At 38.8% G+C, this 16,296-nt stretch carries 19 protein-coding genes, 1 tRNA gene and 1 pseudogene; 1 reads left to right on the forward strand and 20 read right to left on the reverse strand.

Annotated elements, in window-relative coordinates:
- Positions 1–161: 161 nt before the first annotated feature.
- Positions 162–1,265 carry a site-specific integrase gene (locus tag DXC23_RS09405; protein WP_117705855.1) on the reverse strand — a complete coding sequence of 368 codons (1,104 nt, stop codon included), beginning with the start codon at positions 1,263–1,265 and terminating at the stop codon, positions 162–164.
- A 546-nt stretch (positions 1,266–1,811) separates the two neighbouring features.
- Between DXC23_RS09405 and DXC23_RS09410 the strand changes: the two genes are divergently transcribed.
- Positions 1,812–2,141: a helix-turn-helix transcriptional regulator gene (locus DXC23_RS09410; protein WP_117705856.1), complete on the forward strand. Its 330-nt coding sequence runs from the start codon at positions 1,812–1,814 to the stop codon at positions 2,139–2,141.
- Positions 2,142–2,388: 247 nt separating this feature from the next.
- Here the strand turns inward: DXC23_RS09410 and DXC23_RS09415 are convergent, their stop codons facing one another.
- From DXC23_RS09415 to DXC23_RS09495, 19 genes and pseudogenes are all read right to left on the reverse strand, one after another.
- Positions 2,389–2,832 carry a hypothetical protein gene (locus DXC23_RS09415; RefSeq protein WP_199523068.1) on the reverse strand — a complete coding sequence of 148 codons (444 nt, stop codon included), beginning with the start codon at positions 2,830–2,832 and terminating at the stop codon, positions 2,389–2,391.
- 15 nt (positions 2,833–2,847) lie between these two features.
- Positions 2,848–3,666 carry a class B sortase gene (srtB, locus tag DXC23_RS09420; RefSeq protein ID WP_117705857.1) on the reverse strand — a complete coding sequence of 273 codons (819 nt, stop codon included), beginning with the start codon at positions 3,664–3,666 and terminating at the stop codon, positions 2,848–2,850.
- Between the two features lie 17 nt (positions 3,667–3,683).
- The gene (locus DXC23_RS09425) at positions 3,684–4,253 is read right to left on the reverse strand and encodes a hypothetical protein (RefSeq protein WP_117705858.1); all 570 of its coding nucleotides are present in this window, start codon (positions 4,251–4,253) and stop codon (positions 3,684–3,686) included.
- The gene (locus tag DXC23_RS09430; protein WP_117705859.1) at positions 4,254–4,526 is read right to left on the reverse strand and encodes a hypothetical protein; all 273 of its coding nucleotides are present in this window, start codon (positions 4,524–4,526) and stop codon (positions 4,254–4,256) included.
- An 18-nt stretch (positions 4,527–4,544) separates the two neighbouring features.
- A complete protein-coding gene (locus tag DXC23_RS09435; RefSeq protein ID WP_242997476.1) occupies positions 4,545–5,492 on the reverse strand; it encodes a conjugal transfer protein TrbL family protein in 948 nt (315 codons plus the stop codon).
- A 45-nt stretch (positions 5,493–5,537) separates the two neighbouring features.
- Positions 5,538–5,882, reverse strand: a complete 345-nt coding sequence (locus tag DXC23_RS09440) for a DUF3852 domain-containing protein (protein WP_117705860.1) — start codon at positions 5,880–5,882, stop codon at positions 5,538–5,540.
- Positions 5,860–6,210: a DUF4406 domain-containing protein gene (locus DXC23_RS09445; RefSeq protein ID WP_117705861.1), complete on the reverse strand. Its 351-nt coding sequence runs from the start codon at positions 6,208–6,210 to the stop codon at positions 5,860–5,862. Before DXC23_RS09445 ends, DXC23_RS09440 begins: the two co-directional genes overlap by 23 nt.
- On the reverse strand, positions 6,210–9,494 hold the full coding sequence (locus DXC23_RS09450) for a SpaA isopeptide-forming pilin-related protein (protein WP_242997478.1): 3,285 nt from the start codon (positions 9,492–9,494) through the stop codon (positions 6,210–6,212). Before DXC23_RS09450 ends, DXC23_RS09445 begins: the two co-directional genes overlap by 1 nt.
- Entirely contained in the window at positions 9,439–9,987 is a 549-nt protein-coding gene (locus tag DXC23_RS12695) for a thioester domain-containing protein (protein WP_242997479.1), read from the reverse strand. Before DXC23_RS12695 ends, DXC23_RS09450 begins: the two co-directional genes overlap by 56 nt.
- A 79-nt stretch (positions 9,988–10,066) precedes the next feature.
- Complete coding sequence (locus DXC23_RS09455) at positions 10,067–10,663, reverse strand: hypothetical protein (RefSeq protein ID WP_117705862.1); 597 nt, start codon at positions 10,661–10,663, stop codon at positions 10,067–10,069.
- Between the two features lie 59 nt (positions 10,664–10,722).
- Complete coding sequence (locus tag DXC23_RS09460; protein ID WP_117705863.1) at positions 10,723–11,490, reverse strand: hypothetical protein; 768 nt, start codon at positions 11,488–11,490, stop codon at positions 10,723–10,725.
- Positions 11,491–11,571: 81 nt separating this feature from the next.
- Positions 11,572–12,072, reverse strand: a complete 501-nt coding sequence (locus DXC23_RS09465; RefSeq protein ID WP_242997481.1) for an NUDIX hydrolase — start codon at positions 12,070–12,072, stop codon at positions 11,572–11,574.
- A 61-nt stretch (positions 12,073–12,133) separates the two neighbouring features.
- Entirely contained in the window at positions 12,134–12,436 is a 303-nt protein-coding gene (locus DXC23_RS09470) for an AbrB/MazE/SpoVT family DNA-binding domain-containing protein (RefSeq protein ID WP_242997484.1), read from the reverse strand.
- Positions 12,436–12,633 carry a hypothetical protein gene (locus DXC23_RS09475; RefSeq protein WP_117705866.1) on the reverse strand — a complete coding sequence of 66 codons (198 nt, stop codon included), beginning with the start codon at positions 12,631–12,633 and terminating at the stop codon, positions 12,436–12,438. Before DXC23_RS09475 ends, DXC23_RS09470 begins: the two co-directional genes overlap by 1 nt.
- Positions 12,623–13,576: a DNA adenine methylase gene (locus DXC23_RS09480; RefSeq protein ID WP_117705867.1), complete on the reverse strand. Its 954-nt coding sequence runs from the start codon at positions 13,574–13,576 to the stop codon at positions 12,623–12,625. Before DXC23_RS09480 ends, DXC23_RS09475 begins: the two co-directional genes overlap by 11 nt.
- A gap of 159 nt (positions 13,577–13,735) precedes the next feature.
- Positions 13,736–14,951, reverse strand: a pseudogene (gene dcm, locus DXC23_RS09485) (DNA (cytosine-5-)-methyltransferase).
- Between the two features lie 41 nt (positions 14,952–14,992).
- A complete protein-coding gene (locus DXC23_RS09490) occupies positions 14,993–15,310 on the reverse strand; it encodes a DUF4314 domain-containing protein (RefSeq protein WP_242997486.1) in 318 nt (105 codons plus the stop codon).
- An 83-nt stretch (positions 15,311–15,393) separates the two neighbouring features.
- Complete coding sequence (locus tag DXC23_RS12455; RefSeq protein ID WP_158552550.1) at positions 15,394–15,546, reverse strand: hypothetical protein; 153 nt, start codon at positions 15,544–15,546, stop codon at positions 15,394–15,396.
- 404 nt (positions 15,547–15,950) lie between these two features.
- Positions 15,951–16,026: transfer RNA gene (locus DXC23_RS09495), tRNA-Asn, on the reverse strand.
- Positions 16,027–16,296: the final 270 nt, after the last annotated feature.

Consider the following 16,296-nt stretch of genomic DNA (forward strand, 5'->3'; position numbering starts at 1 on the left):
GTCATTTTTGAAACATATTCTTCGTTATATAATAAATAATATTTAATAAACTACAGAAACTAAAATTTCTTTTCGCAAAGTATATCACTTTGCGATAAACTTTCTAAAATTAAGATATTGTCAGCTTTTTTTTATTTTTCTGACTACTTTTTTGACTGCGATTATGCTGACAAAAAATTAAGCTTATCCATATTTTTTCTTTTTAAATCCATAGACGAATGAACATATCGGTCCAATGTGATTTTTATGCTTGAATGACCTAAAATTTCGCTGAGACTTTTAATTTCAAAGCCGTTTTCTATGCACCGAGTTGCAAATGTGTGCCTCAGTATATGAAATTTAACACTCCTTATCCCACATTTTTTCAGAACCTTTTTAAAATAATACTGCATACTTCTTGGCTCTATAAAATCGGTTTCCGTACCTGTAAGAACATAAGCATCGGAATTTCTTCTAAAGTTCTTTAAAATATTGATAACAAAATTAGGAATCGGTATTTCCCGTATCGAATCCCCGCTTTTCGGCGGCGTTATTATTATCTTTGTTTTGCTTCCGTGTTGCTCCGAATAATTATCCCTTATGCGTAACATTGTTTTATTTACACTCAAAACCTTTTCCCCCATATCAATGTCAGACCATTTCAAAGCACACAATTCGCCGATACGAATCCCCGTGTAAATGCATAACAAAATTCCGAGATTTTTGTCATTAAGATTATTAACAAGGTAATTACAGAGCCTTTCCTGCTCAAACAACGTTAATATTTCAACTTCTGATTTGTGTGCCTTCAGAGAAATAATTGATAAATCGCAGTTGTGATAAAAACCCTTTCGTTCAGCGTACTTCAATATACTTTTTATTACGGTCAATATGTCTTTTGCCGTTTTTACAGCGTACCCGTCCAAAAGCAGCCTGTTCATATATTGCTGAACTACATCCAGAGAAACAGCCGAAACATCATACTTTCCGAGCAAAGGTAAAATATGTTTGCCGATAATCATCTTATAGTGAGCCAAAGTTGACTCCTTAACGCACAGTCTTTTGTTTTCGAGCCATTCCTCGGATAGTTTTGCAAAGTTAGCAGATAAAATATTACAACTTGCTTTGTGTGATTTAACTCGTTCCAGATTTTGCTTAACCTCGGTGTAGCTTTTTCCATATAAATAACCATATACAGCCTTGTTGCTCAAATCTCTATCTTTGATATATCTACCTTCCCATCTTCCATCCTTTCTTTTAAAAATATTTTCGCCCTTTCTTGGCATAAAAAACGACTCCCTTCTTGACTGCAATTTTGACTGATAATAAAATAAAAAGTAACTAAATTTTTTAGAAAATTATTTCAATTTGTCTTTTATTATAAATTTTATGCTTAAACTACTACAAAAATCAAATGCTTAAACTCCTTTTTATATTGACTTTTCTAACACTAAGTGCTAAAATTTAGATGTAGTATTGTAATATTTTTAATCGCAAAGTGATATACTTTGCGATAAATTTTCTCTAAAGCAAGTATCTTCGGGTACTTGTTTTTATTTTTTACAATGTTAATGGCAGTCATATTTCTTATTTGTATAGGTCACTGACTCTGTGCTACGCCAAAATTCCATCTACATATGAAAGCAAAAAATCACTTTTACAAAAACATATATTTATCATGTCATTATAATACACAACATAAATTTCTCATGTATAATGATAAAATCATAGTTTTCTAGAATGCATTCTTTAGACGATATTATTCTACTATAGACGCTTATAAAAATCAACCATAGCACATATAATATCTACAGTAGCAACGGAGGATGTATATGAGCAACAATGATATTTTACTTAAAGATATGGGAAAACGAATTTCCGAGCGCAGAAAAGATATGAAACTTTCACAAGAAGAATTAGCTGAATTAGCAGAAGTTTCACCTCAACTTTTATCTACAGCAGAAAGGGGAACAAAAGCACTTCGCCCTGAAAATCTCTTAAAAATCAGCACAGCTCTCGGAGTAAGTGTCGATTACCTCCTTACTGGCGAAATCATCGACAAGGATTTATCAATTATTTCTAATAAACTGAAAAATGCATCCTCAACTCAGGTAAGGTCAATAGAAAAAATAATCGACGAATGTATTAATCTCTGTGAATGATAGTCGGTATAGTTTTATATCTATTTATATTATAATATCTATAATCTAATTGTAATAAAATAGGCACCTGTAACCAAACGGATAGTAGATTTCCCTTTGGACATAGCTGCTCATTTTTATAATATACCACAATATGCTTTTGATTTACTAAATATCAATTTCTGACTATTAAGATAAAAAATTCACTTCGGTTATTACTGTGTAAAAGGTTTCGGACTGCAGTTTTAATGCAGTCCTTGACTTTATCCTATTCGATTTGTTTCCGATAAGGCGCACTGCAATGCAATAACGGTTCTTTGTTTTTTCGTAAGTTTGCCATCAGTGTGACAACATCCTGCAAGTTGCCCTGTGCTTCAATCGTTTCGTTTACATCATTACCACTGGATTTGAGCTTGTTTTTGCGTGTTGCATTCTGTATAATTTTACGCTGTTCCTTACTCTCCACAAGCCTGTGATATATGCGGAGAGTAACGCCGTTTCTGTCTGCAAGCTGAGAGAGAATTGCCTGTTCTTCCGTATTCGGCGGATATTCTCTGACTGCCCAAACGCTTCTGTATGAGTCACCAACTATATAATAATCGGTGAAAAACTTAATTGTTGACGGCAGAATCATATCAAAGAAATCTTTGGTGTATATTTCTTCTGCCTGCTCGGGTGTGAGCACCTTTGGTTTTCTTTTGAATAGTCCCATATCATAAGCCTCCTTTTAATTTTGGACTGCCAACACAAGTATGCGGTCATCCTGATTGTAGCCGTAACAGGTTGAAAGCGTTAAAATCTGCTGACCGTAAACAGGTGTGATTTCTGTGTTGTATATGGATTTCTCTTTTGCATATTCAATTCTTGAGTTATAGCTTTTTTCCGTTCCAACTGTTGTGAATCTGTACCAATCATCATCGGATTTTACTTTCATAACAGAAAAGACGGAGTAAGCAAATGGCCCGTCTTTAGTTTCAAGCACAACTGTCGGATGCTCCGTAAAGTATGAATAATCGGTATAGTTGCAGAGGTCTGCAAACATTGTGCCATTGTTCATATGGTGTCCGTAGATTATGAGATTGGTGCTGTCGGCTGAACACCTTGCATCAAGAAACGGTGTACCGCTATAGCTGTACTCACCGTAAAAATTCCTGTTCAGATACTTCTGCGGATTACTAGGTGTGTGCATAACAGGATAGTTTATGTTTGTTCCTGATATGTTGATCCAGCCGAAGCATTCGGAATTCATCGAAATGAGTTCCGATATTGAATGAGGTTCGTAATATGTCGTGAAATACATAGTTTGTTCAGCCTGAACTTCATTATCAAAATCGCTGACTTTTAATATATTTGGCTTTTTAATTGTTTCTTCAATGGTTGCATCTGTTGTATCCTCAGTAACGATTTCTGCAAGCTGTCTGAATGCTTCCTTTTCCTTGTTTTCGGTGTACATACGTGAAAATATTGAAATCAAACAGGCAATTATAATTACAGAAAATACGCCTATCACAATTCCCGTTTGGATTTTCCTTTTATGCTTCTTCATTTTCCACCTCCGAAATATTACTGTTCGCCGTCATAGTCGGGCATCAAATCGCCGTTCATACTTGCGTCAAAATATATTGCAAGAAAACGCTTGATGTCGGCTTTCTTCATTCTGGTTACTTCAAAGCCTTGGTCTGAAATAATCTTCTCAACTCTGTTTGCTTTCTGCAAAACATTTTCTGATTTTGAAGATTTACACCTTGCAATGAACAGGAACTGTCTTGCGGTTGAGGTTTCGGTCTGAATACTGTCGAGAAAATCCAGATCCTTATTCAATATTTTTCTGACTTTTTCATTCTGTTCAGCTTCAATTCTGCCTTTGATATAGCTTTTGTTTGTATCGAAGCACTCGCAGGAATCGGTACAGGTGATCTCAATATCCGGCACAGCAGAAAGCACCATCATCAGTTGGCGCACCTTGATTTCGATATTCGTGTGGGAAAGCACAGAAATATTTGTAGGCTTAACCATATAGAAAATAAATTCTTCCTTGCCGACCTTTAAACCGTTTTTCGTAAAGGTTTTTATGCCCATCAAATCCTGAACAGATTTACCTTTTTGTTTTGTTTTTTTCTGCTTGTTCTTCATTTATTTGCCCCTTTCTGCCCAGAAATATATCTGTTGAGTTGATATAAAATACTTTACGGCATAGCGTATGAAATCAAGAATTGTTGTATCTTCCAGTCTTATTGACAAAAACCCGAAGCAAAGTGTCACTGCAAGCGGTACTATTATCCTCGTCTGTGCAAGTATCAGGATTGATAACAAAAGCGCTATGCTCATAATTGCAAAATCCCGTAAGCTCCACAGCCACAGATTGGCCGTAGCTTTGAGGTTTTGTGGATATAGATAAGTTGTCATAATATAAATTCTCCTCCTTTACTTTGCAGCTCTCGCAACACTTCTTGTCAGGTTCACGGCAGTTGTAGTTGCGTGAACAATGCTTGTCATATTCACCTTTACGCTTGAATCAAGACCGAACTGCTGTGCAATTCTCGGAACTTCGTTTGATGCAAGCATTATTCCAAGTCCCAAAAGCATATTGCCGGGGAAGGTCAGCAACCCGAGGAACAGCAGAGTTGTCTGCATAAATGCCGTCAGGCACAACGCCGCTATCTGTTTCATCCACTGATTAAAGCCGTCCTGATATCCTCTCGGAACACTGAACATATACAGCGAACCTACCGCCATCTGAATGAGCAGAATTCCTCCACGCTTGATGTTCGCAAAAAATATTTTTATTACGCAGTAGGCAAAAGCAATCATACATAACAGATTCAGCAAACCAAAATTCACTTGAACAGAAACTGCAAAACTACCCTCTAAAACGCTTGTGCTTTGTCCGGCTAAATCAAGGCTTTGCTGTCCTGCCATTATGGACGACAAATCCTTTGAAAATGTGTTTTGCAGGCTGATGCAGAACTTATACAACTCCACAGGTACTACGCCAAACAGCGAACAGGCAAAGAACCCTTTTAATACATTTATAGCGGTTGTTTTGATATTTGCTCTGCCGTTCTGATACTCTATTGCAACATCGAATACGGCAACGACCGTGCCTGCGACGAACAATGCCCAGCCAAAAAGAGTAAACAGATTTATTGTCGCCTGCACCCATTCAAGGTCAAACACATCTGCGCCCATATTTCCCATCATAGTAAAAAAGTCTGCGACAGCGTTGTAAATCGTTTCATAGAACCACTGTAACATCGTGTTCCATATTGCATTTGAGATTTGCTCACCGAGGTAATCAAACACACCGCCTATGGCACTTCCGATTCCGCCGATGAAATCTCCTAACCAGTCAAAAATATAAATCACCTCCACAAAAGGCTGTTATGACTTAACACAACAGCCTTATTTTTATTGTTATCAGAGTATCGTCCAGATGTACAGTGGTGCTGTCAGCGAGAACACAAGACAACCGAAAAGAATTGCCGGCGCGGTGAATTCAAACTGTCCGTGCTTGCGGTAATCGAGATAAGCAGTAGCAAGTTTAACAAAGAAAAGTATGGCAAGAATCATATCTACCGCAGGAAAGACAACATTGTTTACAACATTTTTAATCTGTGTTTGAGCCGATGTCCATGTGCTTTCGATTGCTGATGATACATCTCCTGCGGCAAAGACTGTTACTGCCGATATTCCGAGCATTAACAGTATTACTGATACGCCTGATAACCATTTAATTAACTTAGTTCTTCTTGATTTTATCATTTTTTGCCTCCGATTTTCTTAAATCATTCTCCGATATATATCTGACTTCGATGTTCAGTTTTTCTGCAAAGCGAATTTCTGTTTTCATACTCTCAGTTATTTCATCTCCGAAAACCCAAACCGCATCACAAACCCAAAGCATAGAAAGTCCTGCGTTCATACCGAGATTCCTTTCTTTATCATTTCTGTCATCTAAAATCAGCACATAAAAATGCGGTATGAACGGAGCCATACCGCACTCTAACGCATAACGGGCATATCGTTTTGCGTTTTCAATGTTTACAGATACATTACCGCCCAAAGGCGAACAGATATACACCCTGCGCATTATTCATCGTCCTCATCTTTCTTTTTGAATTTGATGAAGAGAAATGCAATTAAACCTCCGACAGCAACAGAACCTAAACCAATATAAAAGCCAAGATTTGAATCGTCGCCTGTCTGCGGTTTTTCAGGTTCAGGCTGCGGATGAATAGTTACAGTCTGATTCTCATCTTCAATGTCAGCGTGTACTGCAATTTCTGTTCCCTCACGGTAGAGAGTTTCAAAAGCAACGATTTCTGTTTCTTTGGTAATTACAGAACCGTCAAAGGTAAAGGATACTGTTACTTCGCCGTCTGCTGTTTCGGGTGTGAATGTTACTTCGGAACAAACTTCTTTGCCGTCAACAAGGAATTGCTTACCCGTGGATTTATCCATAAGGACGCCTTTGATTGTGTATTCTTTTCCTGCTGTGAGATGTTTGTAGGAAACAACATCGTCAATGGTAATATCACCGTTAACTGTAAATTCCTTTTTACCGTCAATAGTTGCAGTTGTTCCGAGTTCAGGTATTTTATCGTTTTCAATTGTGATTTCGATAATTTCCTTGTTTTCAGAAATTGTTACGGTATAGTTTTCTTCATTAGGCAGATAACCCTCGGCAGGCTTTAACTCACGGACAATGTATTCGCCATAAGGAACATCGGTAAATTCAAAAATACCGCCCTCGTTTGATTCAGCGGTGAGAATTGCAGTTTCTTCTGTGAATTTAGTTTCATTATTACTGAACAATCCGAATAATGTGCCTGCGATATTTTCGCCTGTTTCACGGTCAATCTTCAAGCCTTTGATTGTGCCGTAGATGATTTCATTTTCAATCGGTTCACCGTCATTTACAGAAATACGAACAGTTGCTGTATCCTGTCCTGCATATTCAAATACAATGGGGTATTTTTTATCGGAAAGAATATAGTGGCTGTCAGTGCTTATTTCCTTAACATAATATTTCCCGATTGGAATATCAGTTGTAAACTGCGCCTTACCTTTTTCATCACAGGTGATGATTTCAAGAAGTCCGTCCTTTGGAATGACCGTTCCGTTTGCGGCTTTCAAATCTTCATCAGCGTAAAGTCCAAATGAAACATTGCGGATTTCGCCATTATTGCCGATATTGAATTTCTCGTCCTGTTCAAGAATTTTGGTAAGGTTAATTTCAGCTTTTTGCCTGTCGTTTGTAAATGATGTTGAGGTGTTGGTTACCTTTTCATTCTGTCCTGAGTAGGTAAGTTCAATAGTATGAGGTTCGGGATTGATAACTGTTCCATACGGTGCAACGGTTTCAACAACACGGTATTTGCCAAGGTAAAGCTGTTTACTTATAGCTGTGCCTTTTGTGTTTGTTTTCAGAGTGGCAACAAGCTCGTCTTTCTTTGCTCTTACTGTTCCGTCAGGCGTTGTAATATCCTCATCAGCATAGATTTCAAACACTGCACCCGCCAAACCGCTTACAGAATATTCAGGCTGATAGATGGTCGGAAGTGCAACATCATTTCCGTTTTCATCAGTATATCCGCTGCCGACTGCAGTTACATTTGAGAAAATCTCGCCTGTTTTTTCTACGGTAATTGCACCTTTCTGCGGAGTATTTTTCTTCTCGGTTTTTACGATTGTAACGCCGTTTTCTTCACTTGTGTTTTCTGCTGTAATATCAAAAGATACAGGTGTGCTGTCGAGGATATATCCGTAGGGAGCCTGCACTTCAACGACTGAATAACCTTTGCTGCATGGCAGAGTTTTAGGTGTGATAAGGTAACCATCAGAATTTGTATAGAAGGTGTCAATAGTCGTTACTTCGGGATAGGTGTAGGTCATAGTCACGAGCTTGTCGTTAGGATCATAAATCTGAAAGCCTGCGCCTGCATACGGAATCTGTTTGCCTGTTTCGCTGTCAACCTTTACTATCTTTACATAGCTTTCAAGGCTTGCGTTATTGATGAGGTATTTGTAAGTCTTATTATTTTCAGAAATAAACACATCAAAATCAGCAATGAATTCTGTTCCATTCCAGCCTTTGGTCTGATGAACAGTGTATGTGCCGTAAGGCAAATCCTTTGTTTCTGCAAAGCCGTATTCATCGCAAGTTAAAATATCACGCTCTGTTTCTTTTGCCTTGCTGTAGCCTCCTGCCGATTTCAGATACACCTGAAATTCTGCACCTTTTTCGGGAGTTTCTATTTTTGTACTGCCGTCATCTGTGTGCTTAATTATTGAGATTTTGCCCATTAAAATATCCTCTGTAACGCCTATTGAAATGCTGTTGTTTTCAATAGTGTATTTCTTTGCTTCTGAACCGATATGATATTCGCTTTCATCAAGCAAATAACCCTCGCTTGGCTCAATTTCTTTCAGAGTCCAGTTGTTACCGCAAACATAGTATGAAGTTGTAAAACTGCCGTTTTTATCGGTGGTGTACTTGTCAACCAGCTTGCCGTTATTGTAGATACCGTAAACTGCGCCTGCAAGTGTTGCATCACCCTGTGCAGACTTTGTTTCAGCGTCTGTTTTGGTAACAGTAAGATTCCACTTTTTAAGCACATTACTGAAAGATACAGTTGCCGTTTTTCCACTTTCAACATTTACGGTCTTTGATTTTTGTTCGACATACTCTGTCGGAGTATGCTCGGTAACCGTGTATTTTCCGGGAACAAGGTCGGTTAATGTGAAAGTACCATTTTCGTCTGTAGTAGCAATTTTGTTGTAATCAGTACCTGTTACCTTGAATTTTATACCTTTGACAACTCCGTCCTCCGAAGTCTTTTTAAGTTTCAAATTACCTGCATTGGTTTTTACTTTGAAATACGCTCTTATCGGGTCAGCGTCATTTTCAACGCCTGTGATTACATCCTGCAAAGTAGCATCTCCATAGGGAACAAGCACAGTTTTGCCGACATCGGGCATTGATTTTGCAGAGTTGAATGTTACTGCATCGTTGACGGTCGAAGTTGAAGTCAAGGTCAACCTGTTTCCTGATACAGATACACTCACACCGCCTGTTGTCTTGAAACTGAAATCCGAAAGAATATTGTTGCTGTCGGTAATGGTTAAAGTGTACTTTCCGTCTGAATACTTCATCTCATAGGTTTCAGCCTTTGAAGCGATTGCACTTGCAAAACTCGGAACGGTTGAATAATTTGCAAGGCTTTGTGAGATTGCATTGTAAACCGACTTAACTCCGGGGTTTGCTCCGTCCGCACAGATACCGTCAATGAACTTTGTATTCGTACACTTGTACCCGTCAGCAGTACTTCTGCAACCAGAAACAAATTCCCATACAATCAGCTGTGTTGCCACCCATTTCTGATCCTCTGTTCCGCTTAAGTTTTTTCCTGAACCGGGTTTGCCGTAGAGCAGAGCAGGATTGATTGCAGGTAATCGGCGGAGATATTACAGCGGCGCAGTGCCGTTTGCCGTAGAGCAGAGCAAGATTGATTGCTTTCTGCTTTGCAGAACCTAAATTCTTCCACACGGTTGAACCGTCCTCGGTCAGCGTATTGCCTGAATAGAGAGTATGACCGGGTTCAATGCAGTAGGCTTCTTTGCCATCAGCAAAAATTTTGCATAGTTCTTCGCCGGGAGTGCCGACTGTGTAGCCGTCACTGACTGTTGTCTGCTTATATCTGATTATGTTTCCTGCGCTGTCATAACAGTAATCAAAGGTGATTGTAACCTTATCACCGCTTGCCGCACTTACGGGGAGAGTGAACATTGTTCCGAATATTACTGCAACCGCAAGTAAAAGTGCCGTTATTCTTGTAAGTTTTTTATTTTTGATTAAGTTCGTCATTTTAAAATTCCTTTCATAAAAAATATGGGGCAAGATTTTACCCTTGCCCCGATTGATGTCTTATTCTGTTTAAATACAATCATAATTTCATCGCCTGCCCTTCACCATAATCTTCATCTATATCATCAGACTGCTCACTGCCGTCTGTGATATTTACATACTCGCCGATGATGTTCAGTGCTTCGCAATAACTGCCCGAACTCGTAACACGACTGCACATTTCTTTTGCCTCGTCAGCCATACCGTTCTGTTTTAGTGTACGGCTTGCCATACCAAGTATGGAAAACACATTGCCGTCAGTCCCTATTAAGGCACAGTAGGGTTTGAGCTTTTCTGCTTTGTTCTGTTCAGGTTCAAAACCGCCGAGCCTGCTGTCCACATAGTCGGACAACCACATTCCTGCAAAGGCTGTATATGACTGCAACCTTGACATTGCAAGCTTTCCAATGTCAAAGTGGACATCTTCAAAGGGATAGAGAATACAGGTTGCGCCGTCACTCTTGAACACAGAAACATTCTCAAACTTTGTATTGTCAAGAAGTATTCCCTTGTCCGTGAGCATTTTATTGATACCGTCCACCCATTCCTGTGTTTCACCACCGCCTCCCTGCAAGATGAGTCCTTCCTTGCCGTTCATACGGCGGAGATCTGTTAGAGTTATTTGGTTTATTTTCATTAAGATCAATCCTTTCAAAAAATAACAGCACCCGATTAGGAGTGCTGTCTATACTTTATTTAGCAGAAAACTACATATATTTTGTTGTTTTCTGCAATTATATTGAATGATAAGTCGCTTGGAGTAATGCCACTGCTTTGGTAGTAGTAAGCTACATACCCAACATCACTTTTAAGGTTTGAAGTCAGTTCTGAAGTGCTGTCATAGTATGATGTGTTTGTGGGCGAGAACCAGCTTGCGTTGCCTGTGTTCAGTGAAGAATCGTATTTCATTCCAAGCTGCTGACCGTAGGCTATGCAGGCACTCACCGCATACTGAACATCAACCGTTTTTGCTTTGGTAGGCGGTTGCGTCGGTTTTTGTGTTGGTTTTTGAGTCGGCTTTTCCGTAGGTTTATGCGTTGGGGGTTGCGTCGGTTTTACAGCAGGCTTTTGAATAGGAGTTTCAGTTTTCTTTTTAGTAGTTGATTCTGATTCAGACCGATTACTATTCACTGTATTATTGCTGTTGTTCTGAACCTCGGATTGTGTTTTTTGAATCGGAGCCGTTGCCGAAACAACCGCCGAATTTTGTCCACTGTCGGCTTTTTCTTCGGTTTTGGCATTCTGTCCCGAAGGCTCTGTTTCTTTTGAAACTGTGGCATTTTCGCTAGATTGCATTGTTTCGGTTGTTGCCATTTCAGAACTTTTCCCAGATGCAGAAACACCCACGGAAGTTGAAACCGTGGGTGATAAAGAACTGTTATTCACTTTTTCTCCTGTTGTACAAGCTGTGAATATTCCTGCCATTAATATTATGCTTATCATTATTGCGATTTTCTTTTTCATACTATCGCCGTCCTTTCAAGCAATAAGTATATCCAAAGAATTTCAAATGTCCAGAAATATTTGTAATCTGAAAATTGGAGTTTATCTGATATATCCTACTCTCATAAAATAATCCTCGTAACGTTGTTTTTGAACATCAATCATATTATCTGAATTTACAAATTTAATAAAGTCTCTTTCAGGAATCCACTTATAAGAAACAGTTTCACCTTTTTGTAAAGTGATTTGTGTCTTATCCCAATCTGTAACGCAAAGAAAGCTATAATATATTGTATCACTAGAAATATGCTGACCAATTAACTCAAAGGAATCTGAAACAATACCTGTTTCTTCAAAAAGCTCCCTTTTGGCACACAATAACTTATCTTCACCTTTCAATGCAGAACCCCCAGCTGTTGCTTCAAAATAGCCACCGAAGTTTGGTTTACAAAAATCCCTCTGCATAAGAAGATAGTCGCCATCTATATGTCTAACCAAAATATCGCATACAAGATGGTGCAAACCTTTGGGAATTAGCTCACCTCTAATTAAGTCTTGATCCGCCAGAGTTCCATCTTTAAAATATCCATCCCAGATTTCCAAAATATCACCTCACCAAATTCAAACTTATCCACCAAAAGTATACCACACCAAACAGCAACATTCAACTACGATAACCAGTAACTTTCAGCTTCTCAGCCCACAGCAGTGAAAGATGTATAAGTGCTTCTCTCTGTTTTTCCTCGGACAAACTAGCAAGAAAATCTTCCAGAGTTATATCCTCACTGTATTCTTCTGCTATATCAATGCAGTTATCGCAGATTTTCTCTTTTCTGACAACTACCGAGCTGTCATCAAGCTCCGTAAACGACAGCTCGTCGTTGTATCTGAATCCGATTCGTTGGCGGATTTCATAGGGGATTGTAATTCTTCCTTTTTTACCGAGAACTCTGTAAATTTTAAGCACTACTCGTCCTCGCTTTCCGCAAGCTCTGCTCTGCACTCATCGCAGATACAGTCACAGCAACATTCTTCGCAATCATCATCGCATCTCTCAATCAGAATTGCTCCGTCCACAGCTGAAATCTGCACAGCACAGTCGGATGTGATTCCTGATACAATAAGGGCATCAAGCGGTATGCTTACATAAATTCTATTTTTCATTGCTAATAATACACTCCTTCAAAATTTGTTCTAAATCAATTTGTTGTTCGGTTGTTAAGTCAAGCAGGCTTAACTGTAACGGCTTGTTTCTCTGCCTTTCATACATATCGTAGTTGCTGATAAGCAGTTCGGGGAATTGTTCACCTGCGTTGATTCGCTGTTTCATATTGTGAAGCCTTGTGAAATCAAAGAATGAATAACCGTCATATAAATTACGGATTTCCTCACAATCGTTATATGATACAAGCCATTTGCCTTTTGAATTTGCGAGCGTGTTTTTCAGTCTCAGATGGTCATCCCAAGTGAATCCGCACTGATAAACATACTCGCTTGAATAGTACGGCGGATCGCAGTAGAAAAAGGCATTATCTCGGTCGTAATGCTTTATCAGGACTTCAAAATCCTGATTTTCAATCACAGTATTTTCAAGTCTTTTGCCGACTTGCTCTATCAGTTGAAAAAGGCTTACTACTGAAAATGGCTGACAGGCAAAGGATTTTCCGCCGCTTGAATAGCTGTATCGCAGAAGTTTAAGAAACATTACTGCTCTGCGCAAGTCATAGTCCTGTTTCATTTTTATATACAATTCAATGATTTCTTCAACTTTCAAGTCTAGCAGGATAATCTTTGTCAGTTTCAATTCCTCATCAAGGTACTTATCGTCAAACTTTTCCTGTTTAAAAAAGTTCTTTATAGCATTGAAATCATCCCTTGAATTAAGCGGATAAAATCCGAGTTCTTTTATGAATGCCATAGGTCTATCACGCATACAGCGAAAAAGGTTTACAAGATTATGGTTATAATCGTTGTACACCTCGAACTTATCAGGCTTTTTCTTGCCTAACAGTACAGCTCCCGAACCTCCGAACGGTTCAATATACCTTTCGTAATTCAGAGGAAACAGGGCGTACAAAATATGAAGGATGGATGTTTTGTTACCCATCCAACTCACAGGGGTTTTGATATTCATCACTCCATTTCGGAATATCAATCGCTCCTAAAACGACAAAAAGCCGTTGATTAAGTTTTTAACTCAACCAACGGCTATATATATGAAAACTAATATCAGTCGTTCGGAACGATTGATATTAGTTGTTATTAATTAATTTTTATCGTTTACTTTTTTGATAATCTTTCCAATTTCAGAAATTACATTCACGGTAACAGCATTTCCTGCCATCTTGTAGAGCCTGCTGTCAGATAGTCCTGTCGCTTTTGCCTTGTCAAACTGCTCGTCTGTGAAGCCTTGTAATTTCCAGCACTCCCTCGGAGTAAGCTTTCTTATTCTGCCTATGTGAACTTCTCCGTTTGGCTCAACAAAAGCAACTGCGAATTTTTCATCATCTGCAATATTCATGCTTTCTACGAAAACACCCGAATGTTCAGCCTTGTGGTTACTGATTCCCGAATCATGTCTTGCAGTTATGCACCTTGCAATTTCTGTCAGCTTAGGTTCGAGGTTCAGGTCGATGAAATAATATGCCTGAGTTGCGGAAGTTGTCAGAGTATGCGCTATCTGACTTCCTACTCTGCCACGCCTTGAATTTTGTCCTGAAAAGGCAGTATCAATGCTGTCGCCGGGATATGCGATCTGATAACCGTCTTTGGTTTTAGATTTTATCGGCAGACCAAAATTTTCGGTATTTTCAATGAGATAAAGTCCCGAATGACCGCCGAATCCGCCCGAACCGCTTGTAAGCGTACAGCTTAGTCCTTTTGATGAGTAGATTCGTTCACCTTGCGTTGGGTTTTCTTTGTATAAGAGTTTTTCCGCTTGTTTGCGTGAAAGATAGTACTTCTCCGGCACATTGTCCTCTAAGATATCCGATAATGAACACTCGATTTCGTGACTGTGGAACTCCGAAATTTTTGCTGTTAAGTACCTGCCAGCACACATCATACCCCAATTCATCCAATGTATGGATGATTGTTTCAAATGTCCTGCCTGAGTCATGGTTAAGCAGTCCAGGAACATTTTCGAGGAAGAGATACTTAGGTTTTTTAACGGTAGCAATTCGAGCAATCTCGAAAAACAGCGTTCCTCTTGTATCGTCAAATCCTTTTCTTGCTCCAGCGATTGAGAAGGACTGACAGGGAAATCCTCCAACCAGAAGGTCGAAATCGGGTAACTGTTCGGGTACAATTTTTCTTGCGTCATCAAAGTAAAGCTCACCTCCTGTGTCATAAATAGCATCATATGCTTGCTTTGCATACTTATCGATTTCGCAGTATCCGATGCACTCAAAACCACCTATAGCTTCAAGTCCCGAACGGAAACCGCCGATACCTGCAAACATATCAAAATATTTGATGGTCATAAATCTTCAGCTCACCGAAGAATTATAGATTAAAAAACACCTCACATTCCTATTTTAATTCCGTTGTTCTCACCAGGAACTTCATCTTCTACTTCTGATTCGGATTGGTTTTCTGCTTCGATTTCTTCCTGCGTAAGCTTTCTGAATGAATCCTCACCGGGAACTACACCAAGTGAACGACCGTTGTCCCACTCAGGGAATAACGTTCCCATTGAATCAATAAATTTTACTGTTCCTCTTGTGCCTGCCGGAACAGGTGCGTAAGGGTCCTTCATACAGATAAGCTCAATTCTTGTACCCGGCGGATACAATTTCTTTGTACTTTCAGCGATTCTGCGCTGTCTTTCATATTCGTTCAAGTTATACATCTCCTCAAGTTAATTTGTTTAATTGCATTGTTTTTTAAGTGGGACTTCTGATTTTTATAGTCATAAAATCAACCTCATTCTTTCTTTTTATTTGTGTTGAGATTTTTGTTATCAGAGAAATGTGCCTGATTATTTTCATCGCAGTCATCATTACGCCTGTCAAAATTAGGTTTCTGACGCATCTCTCTTTCAAACTTTCTGAGTTCGGGTGTGTCGGTAAAATACATTTAAAATCATTCCTTTCAAATTTTTTGCAAATAAAAAAGGCAACCGTTCTAATCAAAAAAATTAAAACGATTGCCAAATAAAAAAAGAGCCAATTACTATATCTCTAAAATAAGAAATATGATGATTGACTCATATATTTGATAATATTAAATTAAGCAGATTAGCGAAAGTAATCAGTTTTCTTTACCTTTAACTAAATTTTGTAGCTTTTCAACAGCTTCATCTTTAGTTTCAGAATCCTTCACTATTTGGATAATTGAGTTCATAAGAACATCAAATTGTTTGTCTGTCATATTTTCGAACTCCATATCTTTTCCTTTCCGATAAAACAATTATCACTTCTACCGGAAATAAATTTTATATATAAGTAATTGAGGCTCATAGAAAAACTATGAGCCTCTTTTGGCTCCCCCAACTGGGCTCGAACCAGTGACATCATGATTAACAGTCATGCGCTCTACCGACTGAGCTATGGAGGATTATACAATTTTCTTTGATTTTACTCAAAGATTTTTGTTCAGATTGCATAAAGAGCAATCTTTTTTGTTACTTAAATCCCCGGTAGTGGATTTAAACAACTTTCCTAATTTTTCCTCAAACTAAGTAATAATGTCAGGTACTTTTCTGTACACTCGCACTACCGACTGAGCTATGGAGGAATATAAGACAAAACACCCTGCTGGGTGATTCGCTTGTGTTGGCATCTCCCTATTTTTCCAGGCCGTCACCAGCCAAGTATTTTCGGCACC

The sequence above is a fragment of the Eubacterium sp. OM08-24 genome (assembly GCF_003438075.1).
Lineage (GTDB): Bacteria > Bacillota > Clostridia > Oscillospirales > Acutalibacteraceae > Ruminococcoides.